Below are 16,459 nucleotides of genomic sequence, written 5' to 3'. Positions count from 1 at the left end.
GTTTGAGGAGGATACGAAATGAGTACTTTAATGACGATCGAGCAAACAGCAGTTCAATTAATCTTACACGCAGGAAACGCAAAAAGCTCATTGATGGAAGCAATGCAAGCTGCTCGAGCGGGTAATTTAGAAGAAGCAAACAGTAAGATTGAAGAGGCAAAAGTAGAATTAAATCATGCTCACCATACACAAACATCATTAATTCAAAGTGAAGCACGTGGAGAGAATATTCAGTTGAGTATTTTATTAATTCATGCCCAAGATCATTTAATGAATGCACTAACAATGAGAGATTTAGTAATGGAAATTCTTTTCTTACATGAAAAATTAAACAAATAAGAGAAATTAGAAAAGTAGTTTTGTAGAATGAACGAACTACTTTTCTTCTATTAAATAGAAGGAGTGAAGAAGATGAGAAACGGTATTAAAATAGCAACAATTGGTGGCGGTTCAAGTTATACTCCAGAATTGATTGAAGGATTTATTAAACGTTATGATGAGTTACCTGTTAGGGAGCTTTGGTTAGTAGATATTGAAGAAGGTAGAGAAAAACTTGAAATCGTAGGAAGTCTAGCAAAGAGAATGGTAGAAAAAGCGGGAGTTCCTATGGAAATTCATTTAACACTTGATCGTCGCGCTGCTCTAAAAGACGCTGATTTTGTTACTACTCAGTTCCGTGTAGGTTTACTTGAAGCTCGTATGAAAGATGAGCGAATTCCATTAAAGTATGGAGTCATTGGTCAAGAAACAAATGGTCCAGGTGGTCTGTTTAAAGCACTTCGTACAATTCCAGTTATTTTAGATATTGTAAAAGATATTGAAGAACTTTGTCCGAATGCTTGGCTAGTGAACTTTACGAATCCTACGGGCATTTTAACTGAAGCGATTTTAAGATATACAAGCTTCCGTAAAGTGGTAGGCTTATGTAATGTACCAATTCATATTCATATGAATATAGCAAAAGGTCTAGATGTAGAGCCTGAGCGTGTCCATATTGATTTCATGGGATTAAATCATATGGTTTACGGAACGAAAGTATTGTTAGATGGTGAAGATGTTACAAGTCGTGTTGTAAGTGAGTTTGCACGACCTACTGAAAGTATGACGATGCAAAATATTAAGGCAATGGATTGGAATCCAGATTTCATTGAAGCACTAGGAGCGATTCCTTGTCCGTATCATCGTTACTACTATCAATCTAAAGTAATGCTAGAGGAAGAACTAGAGGCTGCGAAAAAAGATGGCACTCGCGCTGAGGTTGTAAAAAAATTAGAAGAATCATTATTTGAATTATATAAAGATCCTAATTTAAGTATTAAGCCACCACAATTAGAAAAGCGTGGGGGAGCATATTATAGTGATGCTGCATGTCGATTAATATCATCTCTATATAACAATAAAGGTGATATTCAACCTGTTAACACAATGAATAATGGGGCGATTGCTTCTATACCAGATGACTGTGCAGTTGAAGTAAGTGCAGTCATTACAAAGGATGGCCCGAAACCACTAACAATGGGAGATTTACCAGTGGCTGTACGTGGTTTAGTTCAACAAATTAAATCATTTGAGCGAGTTGCTGCAGAAGCTGGTGTAACTGGCGATTATAAAACTGCTTTACTTGCAATGTGTATTAATCCACTAGTTGGGTCTGATAGTTTAGCAAAACAAATTTTAGATGAAATGTTAGAAGCGCACAAAGAGCATTTACCTCAATTTTTCAAAAACGAAAAAGTAGCAGCGAATTAACGTTTTAATCGATTAAAGTGAGGGATGTAACTCGAATGTGCGAGGGCATCCCTTTTTAATTAGTAGATTGAAGAAAAGGGGAATGAAAAATGACAAAGCTTATTGTAAATGCAGATGACTACGGATATTCAAAAGGTGTAAATTTCGGTATTATTGAAGCACATTTGAATGGTATAGTGAATTCTGCAACGATGATGATGAATATGTATGCTGTGGAGCATGGAGTTGAATTAGCAAAATTGCATCCTACGTTGGGACTTGGTGTACATCTTGTCTTAACAGCGGGCAAACCGTTATTAACTGATTTACAAACAATTGTAGATCAAAATGGCGTTTTCCTTAAGAACAGTTATTGGTACGATCATCCAGTTGTTGATATAGAAGAAGTAGAAAAGGAATGGGATGCGCAAATTCAAAAGTTCCTTTCGTTCGGTTTGAAGCCTACGCATCTAGATAGCCATCACCATGTACACATGATTCCTATTCTCCACCCAGTTATTGCGAAACTATCTCAAAAGTATGATCTTCCAGTCCGTGTTTCTCCCGAAAGCCAAATAGTCGGAATTAAACCATTTACTGATCAATTATTAACTGATTTTTATGGTAGTGAAATTCCAGCAAATTATATCGAGACAATAAAAGAAAGAATAAATAAAGGCGTAGAGTCAGTCGAGATTATGGTGCATCCTGCATTAGTTGATAATCATTTGAAAAATGGCACTTCGTATTGTTTTGAACGATTAACAGAACTTGATATTTTAACGAACTCAAATCTTCCAGAGGGAGTAGAGTTAGTAAAATATTAATATTGAATGTAGAAAAGCCAGTTCCTTCTAAATTATAGGAACTGGCTTCAGACTGTTGAAATAAAACCTAGTCAATATTGATAAATAAATTGAAGATACTTATGGTAAGTACCGTGAATATGAAACTTACTTCCTCAAGAAGGATATGAGTAGGCATGAAGCTGGTAATAACATACTCGTAAAGAGTCCATGAGTTAAAAAAAGAGAGGAAATATGAAAATACGTAACTCATAAAGGGTTCATGAATTAAAAAAGCCAAAATCTGAAAACATTGAAGTAGTTGATTGGAACGGAAGGAGGCTCGACTCCTATGGGATATGCGGGAAGGCTGAGACCCCACAGGCTCGCCGAGGAGGCTAAGGTCTCGCCCCATGTAAAGCGAGAATCCTGTAGTGGAAATCAACATCGTATCTCTTCCTTTACACTGAAAATATTACTGATTAATTGACAAGTTCTTTTTTAAACAACGAAAAGCCAGTTCCTTCTAATTGAAAGAACTGGCTTTTCTAGTCTATTTTAACAAATTGCTTTCTTTTTTCTGCTCCTCTTGTTCTTTGTCATTTCTAGAATAAAATTCCATTAAATAACATATTTCATCATCAGGTATGATAATGTCACAAGATTCCTCAATTTGTTGCAGTATTTTTTTTATTTTTAAATATAGCAGATAGTCACTGTTTATTTTATCTTCTTTGTCTTTAAACGGAATTAAAGGCTGTGAGTTTTGAATTCGATCAATCATGCAGCTCATATGAATAACAATACCCATCAAATCCTCATTTTTGAAAAACTTATCTGTTTGGACTTGAATATCATTTAGGGCGCGTCTAATCACACTGATTACCTTTTTAGCATCCTTTAAAGAAATCGTTTCTTGTAATGTTTCAGCCATTTTTAAGTACGTCTCTTCATATGTTATTAATTCCTGTATTTTCTTTGTAGCCTTCATGTTTAATACATCTTGTAAATGGAATGTGTTGAATGGAACGCTTATATCAAAATTTGAAACGATACAAACGATACTTCGTTCTTTAGAAATATCATTTAGCATTTTTTGTAATTCTTCTTTGTTTAAAAGACTAATTGGAACGATTTCTAGCATCTCTTTATCATAGACCAAGTTATTCGCTAGTATATTTTTAATGGCTATTGCACTTCCTTGACCAGTCAGACATGCAGTTAAAATGACTGAACGATTAAATTCTGGTTGTTTCGTTTTATTTGCATGTGAATTGATGAAGAAAGTAGTTAGGTTTCGTACATCTTGGTATAGTTCGTCCAAACTATAGCCTAATGTCGCTTTTCTAGATGCTTCTATTACATGTGCGGTACTTACCATTTGAATCACACGTACAGGGATCGAAAATTCGGCTTCAATAATATCACCAATATAAGCTAATGAACCCATATCAATACAAAGTAAAATGCCATTTAATTTACCTAATGATTTTATATAATCTTTTACGCGAATTAAGAAATCTTGTGGTGGTTCACTTAAAGGCATATCAATTCCGATAACTTCCTCGTTTTCTAGCAGTTCATTTGTTACATTGGCCATCTCTCTTGCAATTCCGTTACCATGAGCCAAAACAATTACTTTTACATTTGAACTAGGCACTTTAAAATCTTCGTTCCCATATACAAAAAACATCGTAATAAATGCTACTTCATCAAATGGAATTGAAACGTTTGAAAAATCTTCGATCATTTTTACACATTCGATTGAAACGGAAAACTCGTTTTTATATTGATCTCGAATTTGAGTTATATTTGGATGATGTATTTTCTTGTTTGACTGAATACGTTGTAATAGCGTTTGTATATGCAAGCTAAGAGCAACAAGTATTTTTTCGTTAAATCTCTTATTTAATTTTTCTTCTGCGAGTTTTAGTACTTTTTCACTTAATGTGACGATTTCAGGCTTTATTATTTTTTGGACATTTTCTTTACTAGATAGTTTTCGATTAATGGAGGTAATGTAATGCGTAAAGTAGCTTTCAATATCGTTTTCCATTAGTAAAGATAACTCGTCCTGGTTAACGCCACGTTGTTTAAGTTCTTCGTACTTTGTATCAATTCGGTCATAAATTGTATCCGCAGAATGATCCATTTGAGGATTACTGATTATGCCTTTAGTTGGCGAAAATTCGAAATACTCATTTAGCAGTGTGATTGAATGCTTTACCTTTTTTTCAATGAATAAGCCTTCTTTCACATACCAGTTTAAATCGGTGCTATGAATTCGGATTTTGTCATGCTTATGAGTGATAAAATCTGCATAGGCTTTGGCACAGGCTAACTGAATATCGGCTTTCAATTGACCGATATTATTTTGACACGGATAGAATAGGAAAGAACGAATCGTATTGGCACTTACAACGATTTCTTTGCCAAGACGAAGACTTTCTTCAGAGAAAAATCGCTTAATGAGTGTAAATCTTTCATCGTAAGTTCGATCTCTTAATGCCGGTAATGTAATGACCATAGGAATACGACGTGTAAATGTAGATAATAAAGTTGAACTAGGGTCTTCAGTAGTAGCCGAAATGATTAAAACATTTGATGTTCGCTCATTTTCAGTCTCTCCTAGTCGTCTATACAACTTATAATCAATAAATGTAAATAACATTTCTTGACCTTCAGGAGTAAGACGATGTACCTCATCTAAAAATAAAATTCCATTATTCGCTTTTTCAAGTAAACCCTTTTGTTCAGTTGCCCCTGTATATGCACCTTTTCTTACACCGAAAAGCTGTCCTAATAATAGCTGAGGATTATTAGCGTAGTCTGCACAGTTAAATATAATGAAGGGAGAATCCTTTCGCAAAACATTTGAACGAATTGCGAAGTCATGCATTCTAGCTGCAAAAGCAGATTTACCAACGCCTGTCTCACCAAGTATTAATGTGTGCATACCATTTGGTGGATAAAGAATCGCCGACCTTGCTTTTTCAATCGCTGGTCTTAAACTAATGTTTTCTTCATAAAAATATTCATACTTATATTCTGAATTTGCCGGATTGTTTTGAAAGTGATTAGTTTGTTGTAAAGTATGAGACTGAAGTTTAAAAACTACAGGTCTAGAATTCGTTTTAACCAATGAACCTTCTTTAACTAATTTATTTAAATCACTGCTAACGTTAGCTCTGTCTAAATTTAATTTTTGTGAGATCTCAATAGCAGTAAAACCTTGCTCCTTACTTTGTAGAAAAACTTCGTAAATTTGATTTTTTCTATTCATAATGGCCCCCCATCATAAAGAGTTGTATACTTTTACTATACAAGAAAAAGTAAACGGTTTCACCATTTTTTAATTAATACAACAATTCGTCAAGTACTATGAAAAAGTTAAATATAGAGTAAAATAGTATAAGGGAGTGAAGTAGTATGGAAATGAATTTAATGCAAAAACAATCATTGAAACTTGCAATGACTCAGGAACTACGACAAGCCATTACAATGCTTCAATTTAATGCCCAAGAGCTTACGGATTTTTTATCTGAACAATCATTAGAAAATCCCTTAATTGAAGTTGAAACCCCTTATAACGATTATCCTTCCTCAAAAATCAAACAACAAACTACTGTAGGCGGACAAGGAATGGAGTTATACACTCGAAGAACAGAAACACTACAAGAGGAACTTGTTAGTCAGTTAAATGAGCTGAAAATTGAGACTGAGGAATATAGAATTATTAAATATTTAATTTATAACTTAGATAAAAATGGATTCTTGATGGAGTCAGATGAAGAACTTATTCAAGAACTGAATATCTCTTTCGTTCAGTTACAAATCTGCATTGAAATGCTTCAGCGGTTTGAACCAGCAGGAGTTGGAGCAAGATCTGTTAAAGAATGTTTACTTATACAGTTAAATGGACTTGAAGCAGAAACAACAATTGCAAACCAGGTCATTGATCTGTATTTTGACCAATTTGTTAATAAAAATTGGAAAGAGATTGCAAAAAAACTTAAGATTAGTTTGCCTGAATTACAAAAGGAAATTGATTTAATTTTGACGTTGCAACCTAGACCAGGTTTAAATTATTTCCAAGACCAAGTAAATTATGTTGCCCCTGATTTATCGGTCGAAAAAATAGGTGGAGAATTCGTTGTACTTATTAATGATAAAATAATGCCACGTTTAAAAGTACTTAGTGAATATTCCTCCATTTTAAATGGTCAACATGAGAAGGAAGTTTCAACTTATTTAAAAGATAAAAACACACAAGTTAACTGGTTAATGAAAAGCTTAGAAGAACGAAAATCAACGATGTTAGCTGTAATGAATTGTATACTTAGAAAGCAAATTGCTTTTTTCGAAAAAGGTCCAGCTAATTTAAAAACATTGACATTAAAAGAGATTGCTGAAGAACTTTCATTACATGAATCAACGATCAGTCGTACTTGTAAAAACAAATATGTACAAACGCCATATGGTTTATTTGAAATGAAGAAATTTTTCCATCAAGGTGTAAGTGTTGATGGAGAAGAGCTTGCATCAACGAGTGTGCAAGTATTTATAAAGCAATTAGTAGATGAAGAAAATAAAGAGAAACCACTATCAGATCAAAAACTTGTTGAATTATTAGCACAAAAGCATGGAGTGGAGATTTCTAGAAGAACTGTAGCTAAATATAGGGATATACTTAGAATTCCTGGTTCGTCAAAACGAAAGCGCTTTAGTTAAAAGGAGAATTAGATGTCAATTAAGTTAACTTTATATACAAAAGAGAATTGTGGATTATGTGAAGAAGCAAAAGAATCAATTCGATTAGCCCAATCGGAATATACAATAGAAGTAAATGAAATTGATATTTATACTGATGACGCATTATTAGAGGAATATCAATTGATGATTCCAGTTATTCAAATGGACGGGGAAACAATTGCATACGGCAAAATTCATAAGATTGACATATTAAATGCAATAAATAGGTAGTTATCAGTTGAAAGAAATGAATGACCCTGTTACAATGTAAATGTAGCAGGGTTATTTCACTTCTGGAGTAAATCTTGTTCAAAAAAAAACAACGTTGAAAAACGCTGTAATTTTTTTAAAACAAGTGGGACATAATATGTCATAGAGGGACATAAAAAGACCCAAGTGAATACTCTGTGAAAGAGGAGATGAAAATGAACCACATTTTAAAGCTACAACAAAAATTATTACCTGATCTAATACCGGTTATCCAAAAAAGATTTCAAATCCTACAGTATATAAGAATTATGCAACCAATCGGTCGAAGAAACTTGTCTGCAAGCGTAGGATTAACAGAAAGAGTACTTAGATCAGAAGTTGCCCTATTAAAAGAGCAAAGACTGATTAATGTCGCATCTTCAGGTATGACATTAACGGATGAAGGACTAAGCTTACTTCTAGACCTAGAAGAACCAATGCGTGAACTTTTCGGCTTGAAAAATATTGAAGACTTGCTAAAAGATACATTTAATCTTAAAGAAGTAATCGTAGTTTCTGGCGATAGTGACGAACTGGACTGGGTAAAAAAGGAGATGGGTCGAGCAGCTGTTGGCTGTATAAACCAAAGAATAGAGACAAATAATATTGTTGCTGTTACCGGTGGTTCTACTTTAGCTGCTGTAGCCGAAATGATGAAAGATGACTCTAAAGACTTAAATCCCTTATTTGTTCCAGCACGAGGCGGTTTAGGAGAAGAAGTAAGAAATCAAGCGAATACGATTTGTGCAAAAATGGCTGAAATGGCTAAAGGTAATTATCGATTACTTCACCTGCCAGATGAACTTAGTGAAGAAGCTTATTTAACAATGATGGAAGAACCAAGAGTAAAAGAGGTTCTGAATTTGATTCGATCTTCTTCAATTGTAGTACACGGTATTGGTGACGCATTTACTATGGCTAAAAGAAGGCAGTCTTCATCAGAACAATTAGAAATTCTAACTGAATCTGAGGCTGTAGGAGAGGCATTTGGATATTACTTTAATGAAAATGGTGAAGTTGTTTACAGAGTAAGAACAATTGGTTTACAACTGAACGAATTGGAGAAAATACCTTATGTGCTTGCTGTAGCAGGAGGTTCTTCTAAAGCAAAAGCAATGGCATCATTCTTAAAGAAGGGCCATGTAAACATCCTCGTCACAGACGAAGGAGCAGCAAAAGAGTTAATTAAAGGATGTTCCCTTTAAAATAAAATATAATAAAAGCTTCTACCTATTAAAAGGAGGAAATTAAAAATGGCAACTAAAATTGGTATTAATGGATTTGGACGTATCGGACGTATGGTTTTCCGCGCAAGCTTAAACAACCCAAACGTAGAGGTTGTAGCAATTAACGACTTAACAGATGCTAAAACTTTAGCTCACTTATTAAAATATGATTCAGTACACGGTTCAGTAAACGCTGATGTAGCTGTAAACGGTGATTCAATCGTAGTTAACGGTAACGAAATTAAAGTTATCGCTGAGCGTGACCCAGCAGCTTTACCTTGGAGCGATTACGGAGTAGAGGTTGTTGTTGAATCTACTGGTCGTTTCACAGATAAAAAAGACGCTGAAAAACACTTAGGTGGATCAGTTAAAAAAGTAATTATCTCTGCACCAGCTTCTAACGAAGATATCACGATCGTAATGGGTGTAAATGATGATAAATACGATGCAGCTAGCCACAATGTAATTTCAAACGCTTCTTGTACAACTAACTGTTTAGCTCCATTTGCTAAAGTATTAGACGAAAAATTTGGTATCAAACGTGGTATGATGACAACTGTTCACTCTTACACAAATGACCAACAAATTCTAGATTTACCACATAAAGATTTACGTCGTGCACGTGCTGCTGCAATGAGCATGATTCCAACAACTACTGGTGCTGCTAAAGCAGTTTCATTAGTATTACCTCAATTAAAAGGTAAATTAAACGGTGGTGCTGTACGTGTACCAACTGCTAACGTATCTTTAGTTGACTTAGTAGTAGAATTAAACGCTGAAGTTACTGCTGAAGAAGTAAATGCTGCATTTAAAGCTGCTTCTGAAGGTGAATTAAAAGGTATTTTAGGATATTCTGAAGAGCCATTAGTATCAATCGATTACAACGGTTGCTCAAACTCTTCTACAATCGATGCATTATCTACAATGACTATGGAAGGCAACATGGTTAAAATCCTTTCTTGGTACGATAATGAAACTGGTTACTCAACACGTGTAGTTGACTTAGTAGCTCACATCGCTTCAAAAGGTCTATAATTTTAATAAAAATTAATATGAGGGTGAGGGGAAATTCCTCCCCTCTTTTATTTGATAAAAATCCTCTTTTGTCACGAATCCAACACATTTTAAAAAAATACTCTAGAAATAAATTCCAATTGATATACATAATCTGTTAAAATTGCGGTGACAATATCACAGAATAGATGCGACTTCAAAATGAGACGGATCGATAAGTGGAATTGAATATGGATGAATAAAAACGTACTGGAGGCACCTATTATGAACAAAAAGTCATTACATGACATTGATGTAAAGGGAAAACGCGTATTTTGCCGTGTGGATTTTAATGTACCAATGGCAAATGGTGAAGTAACAGATGATACACGTATTCGTGCTGCACTTCCTACAATTCAGTATTTAATAGAAAACGGAGCAAAAGTTATTTTAGCATCTCATTTAGGTCGTCCAAAAGGACAAGTAAATGAAGATTTACGTTTAAATGCTGTTGCTCAACGTTTAAGTGAAAAATTAGGTAAAAACGTAATTAAAACTGATGAAGCATACGGCCCTAAAGTTCAAGAAGAAATTAGCAAAATGAACGAAGGCGATGTTTTATTATTAGAAAACGTTCGTTTCTACCCAGGTGAAGAGAAAAATGACGATGCTTTAGCAAAAGAATTTGCTGCTTTAGCGGATGTATATGTAAATGATGCATTTGGTGCTGCTCACCGTGCGCATGCAACTACTGCTGGTATTGCAAAATATATCCCAGCTGTAGCAGGTTTCTTAATGGAAAAAGAAATTAATGTTTTAGGTAAAGCACTTTCTAACCCAGAGCGTCCATTTACAGCTATTATCGGTGGAGCGAAAGTTCGAGATAAAATTGGTGTAATTGAAAACTTATTAGAAAAAGTTGATAACTTAATCATTGGTGGCGGATTAGCTTATACATTCTTAAAAGCAAAAGGCTATGAAATTGGTAAGTCTCTTTTAGAAGAGGATAAAATTGATTTAGCGAATGAGTTTATGCAAAAAGCAGAAGCAAAAGGCGTTAAATTCTACATGCCAATCGATGCAATTATTGCTGACAAATTTGGTGAAGATGCTAATACGCAAGAAGTTGATATTGATAGCATTCCTGCAGATTGGGAAGCTCTTGATATTGGACCGAAAACAACTGCTCTTTATGCAGATGTAATTAAAAGTTCTAAATTAGTTATTTGGAATGGACCAATGGGCGTATTTGAAATCGATAAATTTGCACAAGGTACTATTGGAGTAGCACAAGCTTTAGCAGATTCAGATGCTTACTCAATTATCGGTGGAGGAGACTCAGCTGCGGCTGCTGAAAAATTCGGTTTAGCAGATAAAATGAGCCACATATCTACTGGTGGTGGTGCTTCTTTAGAATTTATGGAAGGTAAAGAACTTCCAGGAGTAGCATTATTAAACGATAAATAAGTCTAATAGCTTTACAATTTTTAGTAATTGAAATAGAGTAAGATTTTATGTCTTACCAATTGTTAGGAAGGTGTTTCTTATGCGTAAACCTATAATTGCAGGTAACTGGAAAATGAATAAAACGCTTAGCGAAGCGATGACATTTGTTGAAGAAGTAAAAAATAGCATTCCATCATCTGATAGAGTAGATTCAGCAGTTTGTGCTCCTGCTTTATTTATTGCACCAATGTTGTATGGTACAAAAGGAACGGAATTAAAAATTGGTTCTCAAAATGTAAGTGATAAAGATAGTGGTGCTTATACTGGAGAAATTAGCCCAGTAGCACTTAAAGATCTAGGAGTAACTTATGCTATTATCGGACATTCTGAACGTCGTGAATATTATGGCGAAACAGATGAGTTTATTAATAGTAAAACAAAAAAAGCTTTCGAACATGGTCTTACACCAATCCTTTGCTGTGGTGAAACACTTGAAGAGCGTGAAGGCGGTAAATTTGAGGAAGTTATTCGCACTCAATTAACAGCTGATCTTGCAGGTCTTACAGATGAGCAAGTAAAGAGTTTAGTTATTGCTTATGAACCGATTTGGGCGATTGGAACAGGTAAATCTGCTACAGAAAAAGATGCGCAAGATTCATGTAAATTTGTTCGTGATGTTGTAGCAAGTCTTTATGATGAAGCTGTTGCAGAATCTGTACGCGTACAATATGGCGGTAGCGTAAAACCTGAAAATATTAAAGAGTATATGGCTCAACCTGATATTGACGGAGCGTTAGTAGGTGGAGCAAGCTTAGAACCAGCTTCTTTCCTTGCATTATTGGAGGCTGTTAAGTAATGAGTAAGCAACCAGTAGCGTTAATTATCCTAGACGGATTTGGTTTACGCGACGAAACATTTGGAAATGCTGTTGCACAAGCGAAGAAACCAAATTATGATAGATATTGGAATAAATATCCTCATGCACAATTAACTGCTAGCGGTGAAGCAGTAGGTTTACCCCAAGGACAAATGGGTAACTCTGAGGTTGGTCATTTAAATATCGGAGCTGGACGAATTGTTTATCAAAGCTTAACGCGTGTAAATAAAGCAATTCGTGAAGGTGAATTTGAAAAAAATGATACATTCATCGACGCAATTAAAAGTGCAAAAGAAAAAGACAAAGCATTACATATTTTTGGATTACTGTCTGATGGCGGTATTCACAGCCATATTAATCACATGTTTGCTTTATTAAAATTAGCTGCTGAAGAAGGCATGAAGAAAGTATATTTACATGCTTTCCTAGATGGCCGAGATGTTGGCCCAACTACAGCTAAAAAATATATTGATCAAACAGAAGCTAAGTTTAAAGAATATGGTGTAGGTGAATTTGCAACAATCTCTGGTCGTTATTATTCGATGGACCGTGACAAGCGTTGGGATCGTGTTGAAAAATGCTATTGTGCTATGGTATATGGAGAAGGCCCAACTTATACAAGCCCTTACGAATTAATTGAAGATTCATATGCAAACGGAATCCACGATGAATTCGTATTGCCTTCAGTTATGGTTAAAGAAGATGGCACTCCAGTTGCGACGATAGGTGATGAAGATTCAATTATCTTCTACAACTTCCGACCTGACCGTGCGATTCAAATTTCAAATGTATTTACAAATGATGATTTCCGTGACTTTGATCGTGGAAGTAAGTTCCCGAAAAATGTTCATTTCGTTTGTTTAACACATTTTAGCGAAACAGTACAAGGCTACGTGGCATTTAAACCGACTAACCTTGATAACACTTTAGGCGAAGTACTTGCTCAAAATAACTTAAATCAATTACGTATTGCTGAAACGGAAAAATATCCACATGTTACATTCTTCTTTAGTGGTGGCCGTGAAGCGCAATTCCCAGGTGAAGAACGTATTTTGATCAACTCGCCAAAAGTAGCAACATACGATTTACAACCCGAAATGAGTGCTTTTGAAGTAAGAGATGCGCTAGTAAAAGAAATTGCTGCAGATAAGCATGACGTAATTATTTTAAACTTTGCAAATCCGGATATGGTTGGACATTCAGGTAAACTTGAGCCGACAATTAAAGCAATTGAAGCGGTTGACGAGTGTTTAGGCGATGTAGTTGATGCAATTCTTGCAAAAGGCGGAAAAGCAATCATTACAGCTGACCATGGAAATGCAGATGAGGAAATTACACCTGAGGGTGAACCTATGACTGCTCACACGACTAACCCTGTACCAGTTATTGTAACTGAAGAAGGTATTACGTTACGTGAAGATGGTATTTTAGGTGATTTAGCTCCAACAGTTCTTGCTTTATTAAAAGTAGAACAACCAAAAGAAATGACTGGTAAATCACTTATTAAATAAGTGAACAGTTATCTATAAATAAGTTACTAATTATGCGTATAAACGCAATAAAAGGAGAGATTTTATTATGTCAATGATTATTGATATTTATGCTCGCGAAGTATTAGATTCTCGTGGTAACCCTACTGTAGAAGTAGAAGTTTATACAGAAGATGGCGGTTTTGGCCGTGCATTAGTACCAAGTGGTGCTTCAACTGGTGAATACGAAGCAGTTGAATTACGTGATGGTGACAAATCTCGTTACCTTGGTAAAGGTGTTGAGAAAGCTGTATCAAACGTTAATGATATTTTAGCTGAAGAAATCGTTGGATACGAAGTAACTGACCAAGTTTCAATCGACCGTCGTATGATTGAAGTAGATGGTACTGAAAACAAAGGTAAATTAGGTGCTAACGCAATCCTTGGTGTATCTATGGCAGTAGCTCGTGCAGCAGCTGATGAATTAGGTTTACCATTATACCAATACCTTGGTGGATTTAACGCGAAGCAATTACCAGTTCCAATGATGAACATCATCAATGGTGGTTCTCATGCTGATAATAACGTTGATTTCCAAGAATTTATGATCTTACCTGTTGGTGCTGATAGCTTTAAAGAAGCAATCCGTATGGGTACTGAAATCTTCCACAACCTTAAAGCTGTTTTACATGACAAAGGTTTAAACACTGCTGTAGGTGACGAAGGTGGATTCGCTCCAAACCTTGGTTCAAACCGTGAAGCTTTAGAAGTAATCATGGAAGCAATCGATAAATCTGGTTACAAAGCTGGCGAACAAGTATTCTTAGGAATGGACGTTGCATCTTCAGAATTCTTCAACAAAGAAACTGGTAAATATGATCTTGCAGGCGAAGGACGTACTGGCGTATCTTCAGCTGAAATGGTTGATTTCTATGAGCAACTTTGCAATGACTTCCCAATTCTTTCAATTGAAGATGGTTTAGATGAAAACGACTGGGATGGTCACAAATTATTAACAGAACGTTTAGGTAACCGAGTTCAATTAGTAGGTGACGATTTATTCGTTACAAACACTAAAAAATTAGCTGAAGGTATTGAAAAAGGTATCGCTAACTCAATCCTTATCAAAGTTAACCAAATCGGTACATTAACTGAAACTTTCGATGCAATCGAAATGGCTAAACGTGCTGGTTACACAGCTGTAGTTTCTCACCGTTCAGGTGAAACTGAAGATAGCACAATCGCTGATATCGCAGTAGCTACAAATGCTGGTCAAATCAAAACTGGTTCTGCTTCTCGTACAGACCGTATTGCTAAATACAACCAATTATTACGTATTCAAGACGAGTTAGGCGACAGCGCAGTATACCAAGGATTAAAATCTTTCTACAACTTAAGAAAATAATTTAATCAAAACTAAGTGCATTAACAAAAAACATAATCCATTATAGACACGTAAAAAGAGAAGGATCGTCACCTTCTCTTTTTTTTTTTGATTTTTTTGTTTCTGTCCTTTAAATAAGAAAAAGTGAGTACATCTAAATAAAAGGATTGATTGTTAAAGAAATTTAATGTTAAAATGGGAATATACGTTCTTATAAATAGTGATTCATATGTCATAAATTTTTATTCAAAATTGGAGTGTATTAAAAATAAGAGAGGGGAACAAATGAATACAACTACTTCAACAGCTTCAAATCCTTCAATGGCTTCTTTGCTAAAAAATCCTTTCATCCAGACAATTCTTGCAGCGGGTTTGTTTATTCAAGTAGGTATTTGGATTCGCAATTTTGCAATCTTATTATTTGTTGTGGAAAAGACAAATGGTGATGCAACAGCGGTATCACTTATTTCAGTTGCTGAATTTGCGCCGATTTTTATTTTTTCTTTTATCGGTGGAACCTTCGCCGATCGTTGGAAACCAAAGCGTACTATGGTGTGGTGTGATCTTTTAAGTGCTGCATCTATTTTTGTTATACTGATTGCCCTATTATATGGGAGCTGGAAGTTTATATTTTTTGCTACATTAGTTTCAGCGATATTGTCTCAGTTTTCTCAGCCTTCTAATATGAAATTATTTAAAGTTCATGTACCAGGTGAGCAAGTGCAAGCTGGTATGTCCATCTTTCAAACGATGATGGCAATTTTTATGATTTTAGGACCAGTTTTAGGTACTTTTGTATTTCAACAAGCTGGAATGTATGTTTCGATGGCAATTGTAGGTATAGCTTTTCTTATGTCAGCTTTAGTGTTAACAAGGTTACCGAAAGACCAAGAAGAAGAAAAATCAGAGCATACTTCATCATTAGTAGAAGAGATGAAGCTAGGATTCCAATACGTTTGGTCTCGAAAAATACTAGTCTATTTAGGAGGAGTATTTGCAGCAGCCGGATTAGGGATAGGTCTAATTCATCCACTAGCAATTTTTTTAGTAACGGAACGACTAGGACTAGATAAGGGATATCTGCAATGGTTATTCGCTGCAAATGGTGCCGCAATGATTATTGGTGGTGGTCTAATTATGGTAATTTCTAATAAGTTAGCACCGCATGTTTTATTATTTATTGGTATGGCAGTTAATGCAATTGGGATCTTTGTAATAGGTTGGTCAGAAGTATTTTGGCTAACGCTATTATCCGAATTTTTTATCGGGTTGTTTATGCCTGCACTGCATATCGGTATTAATACAATTATTTTAAAAAATACTGATGAAAAGTTTGTAGGTAGAGTGAACGGTATACTAACACCTTTATTTATGGGGGCTATGGTCATTACTATGAGCTTAGCAGGAGTATTAAAGGAACATTTTTCATTAGTTTCTATTTATCAAGTTTCAGCGTTATTGTTTGTTATTGGAATTATCATTATGGTACCGATGTTCAAAATCGTGAAAAATGCCGTAGTCGAAGCGAAATCATAAAGTAAGTTCATTTA

13 protein-coding genes are annotated in these 16,459 nt (G+C 35.0%); 12 read left to right on the top strand and 1 reads right to left on the bottom strand.

The window, feature by feature from the left end; translation table 11 throughout:
- The first annotated feature begins 18 nt into the window (after positions 1–18).
- The 3 genes from CN692_RS08375 to chbG all read left to right on the top strand — a co-directional run bounded on the left by CN692_RS08375 (position 19) and on the right by chbG (position 2,555).
- Positions 19–339, top strand: coding sequence for a PTS lactose/cellobiose transporter subunit IIA (locus CN692_RS08375; protein ID WP_179865602.1), 321 nt, complete (start codon positions 19–21; stop codon positions 337–339).
- Between the two features lie 72 nt (positions 340–411).
- Complete coding sequence (locus CN692_RS08370) at positions 412–1,749, top strand: 6-phospho-beta-glucosidase (RefSeq protein ID WP_098118704.1); 1,338 nt, start codon at positions 412–414, stop codon at positions 1,747–1,749.
- 89 nt (positions 1,750–1,838) lie between these two features.
- On the top strand, positions 1,839–2,555 hold the full coding sequence (gene chbG, locus CN692_RS08365; protein ID WP_098118703.1) for a chitin disaccharide deacetylase: 717 nt from the start codon (positions 1,839–1,841) through the stop codon (positions 2,553–2,555).
- A gap of 511 nt (positions 2,556–3,066) precedes the next feature.
- Here chbG and CN692_RS08360 read toward each other — a convergent pair.
- A complete protein-coding gene (locus tag CN692_RS08360; protein WP_098118702.1) occupies positions 3,067–5,796 on the bottom strand; it encodes a sigma 54-interacting transcriptional regulator in 2,730 nt (909 codons plus the stop codon).
- Between the two features lie 146 nt (positions 5,797–5,942).
- Here CN692_RS08360 and rpoN point away from each other — a divergent pair, with 146 nt between their 5' ends.
- The 9 genes from rpoN (at position 5,943) to CN692_RS08315 (ending at position 16,445) form a co-directional block, all read left to right on the top strand.
- Positions 5,943–7,244 (top strand): RNA polymerase factor sigma-54, encoded by a 1,302-nt coding sequence (gene rpoN / locus CN692_RS08355; RefSeq protein ID WP_098118701.1) that lies wholly within the window; start codon positions 5,943–5,945, stop codon positions 7,242–7,244.
- A gap of 18 nt (positions 7,245–7,262) precedes the next feature.
- Positions 7,263–7,496 carry a glutaredoxin family protein gene (locus tag CN692_RS08350; RefSeq protein ID WP_098119105.1) on the top strand — a complete coding sequence of 78 codons (234 nt, stop codon included), beginning with the start codon at positions 7,263–7,265 and terminating at the stop codon, positions 7,494–7,496.
- 194 nt (positions 7,497–7,690) lie between these two features.
- The gene (locus CN692_RS08345) at positions 7,691–8,719 is read left to right on the top strand and encodes a sugar-binding transcriptional regulator (RefSeq protein WP_098118700.1); all 1,029 of its coding nucleotides are present in this window, start codon (positions 7,691–7,693) and stop codon (positions 8,717–8,719) included.
- A gap of 48 nt (positions 8,720–8,767) precedes the next feature.
- Positions 8,768–9,775, top strand: coding sequence for a type I glyceraldehyde-3-phosphate dehydrogenase (gene gap / locus CN692_RS08340; RefSeq protein WP_098118699.1), 1,008 nt, complete (start codon positions 8,768–8,770; stop codon positions 9,773–9,775).
- Between the two features lie 243 nt (positions 9,776–10,018).
- On the top strand, positions 10,019–11,200 hold the full coding sequence (locus CN692_RS08335) for a phosphoglycerate kinase (protein ID WP_098118698.1): 1,182 nt from the start codon (positions 10,019–10,021) through the stop codon (positions 11,198–11,200).
- A 79-nt stretch (positions 11,201–11,279) separates the two neighbouring features.
- Positions 11,280–12,035 (top strand): triose-phosphate isomerase, encoded by a 756-nt coding sequence (gene tpiA, locus CN692_RS08330; protein ID WP_098118697.1) that lies wholly within the window; start codon positions 11,280–11,282, stop codon positions 12,033–12,035.
- Positions 12,035–13,567, top strand: coding sequence for a 2,3-bisphosphoglycerate-independent phosphoglycerate mutase (gpmI, locus tag CN692_RS08325; protein ID WP_098118696.1), 1,533 nt, complete (start codon positions 12,035–12,037; stop codon positions 13,565–13,567). Before tpiA ends, gpmI begins: the two co-directional genes overlap by 1 nt.
- Positions 13,568–13,634: 67 nt before the next feature.
- Positions 13,635–14,930: a phosphopyruvate hydratase gene (gene eno, locus CN692_RS08320; RefSeq protein WP_098118695.1), complete on the top strand. Its 1,296-nt coding sequence runs from the start codon at positions 13,635–13,637 to the stop codon at positions 14,928–14,930.
- Between the two features lie 264 nt (positions 14,931–15,194).
- Entirely contained in the window at positions 15,195–16,445 is a 1,251-nt protein-coding gene (locus CN692_RS08315) for an MFS transporter (protein ID WP_098118694.1), read from the top strand.
- Positions 16,446–16,459 lie beyond the last annotated feature (14 nt).

Origin of the sequence: Bacillus sp. AFS002410 (assembly GCF_002556365.1) — a bacterium.
In the GTDB taxonomy this organism is placed as follows: Bacteria; Bacillota; Bacilli; order Bacillales; family Bacillaceae_G; genus Gottfriedia.
The sequence above is the reverse complement of the archived record's forward strand: the minus strand, read 5'-3'. Positions and strand labels throughout refer to the sequence as shown.

What these genes read in the sequence shown, in the direction of transcription:
- CN692_RS08335 (WP_098118698.1), top strand. Translation starts at nt 10,019, where the DNA reads ATGAACAAAAAGTCATTACATGACATTGATGTAAAGGGAAAACGCGTA.
- CN692_RS08375 (WP_179865602.1), top strand. Translation starts at nt 19, where the DNA reads ATGAGTACTTTAATGACGATCGAGCAAACAGCAGTTCAATTAATCTTA.
- tpiA (WP_098118697.1), top strand. Translation starts at nt 11,280, where the DNA reads ATGCGTAAACCTATAATTGCAGGTAACTGGAAAATGAATAAAACGCTT.
- CN692_RS08370 (WP_098118704.1), top strand. Translation starts at nt 412, where the DNA reads ATGAGAAACGGTATTAAAATAGCAACAATTGGTGGCGGTTCAAGTTAT.
- eno (WP_098118695.1), top strand. Translation starts at nt 13,635, where the DNA reads ATGTCAATGATTATTGATATTTATGCTCGCGAAGTATTAGATTCTCGT.
- gap (WP_098118699.1), top strand. Translation starts at nt 8,768, where the DNA reads ATGGCAACTAAAATTGGTATTAATGGATTTGGACGTATCGGACGTATG.
- gpmI (WP_098118696.1), top strand. Translation starts at nt 12,035, where the DNA reads ATGAGTAAGCAACCAGTAGCGTTAATTATCCTAGACGGATTTGGTTTA.
- chbG (WP_098118703.1), top strand. Translation starts at nt 1,839, where the DNA reads ATGACAAAGCTTATTGTAAATGCAGATGACTACGGATATTCAAAAGGT.
- CN692_RS08315 (WP_098118694.1), top strand. Translation starts at nt 15,195, where the DNA reads ATGAATACAACTACTTCAACAGCTTCAAATCCTTCAATGGCTTCTTTG.
- CN692_RS08360 (WP_098118702.1), bottom strand. Translation starts at nt 5,796, where the DNA reads ATGAATAGAAAAAATCAAATTTACGAAGTTTTTCTACAAAGTAAGGAG.
- rpoN (WP_098118701.1), top strand. Translation starts at nt 5,943, where the DNA reads ATGGAAATGAATTTAATGCAAAAACAATCATTGAAACTTGCAATGACT.
- CN692_RS08345 (WP_098118700.1), top strand. Translation starts at nt 7,691, where the DNA reads ATGAACCACATTTTAAAGCTACAACAAAAATTATTACCTGATCTAATA.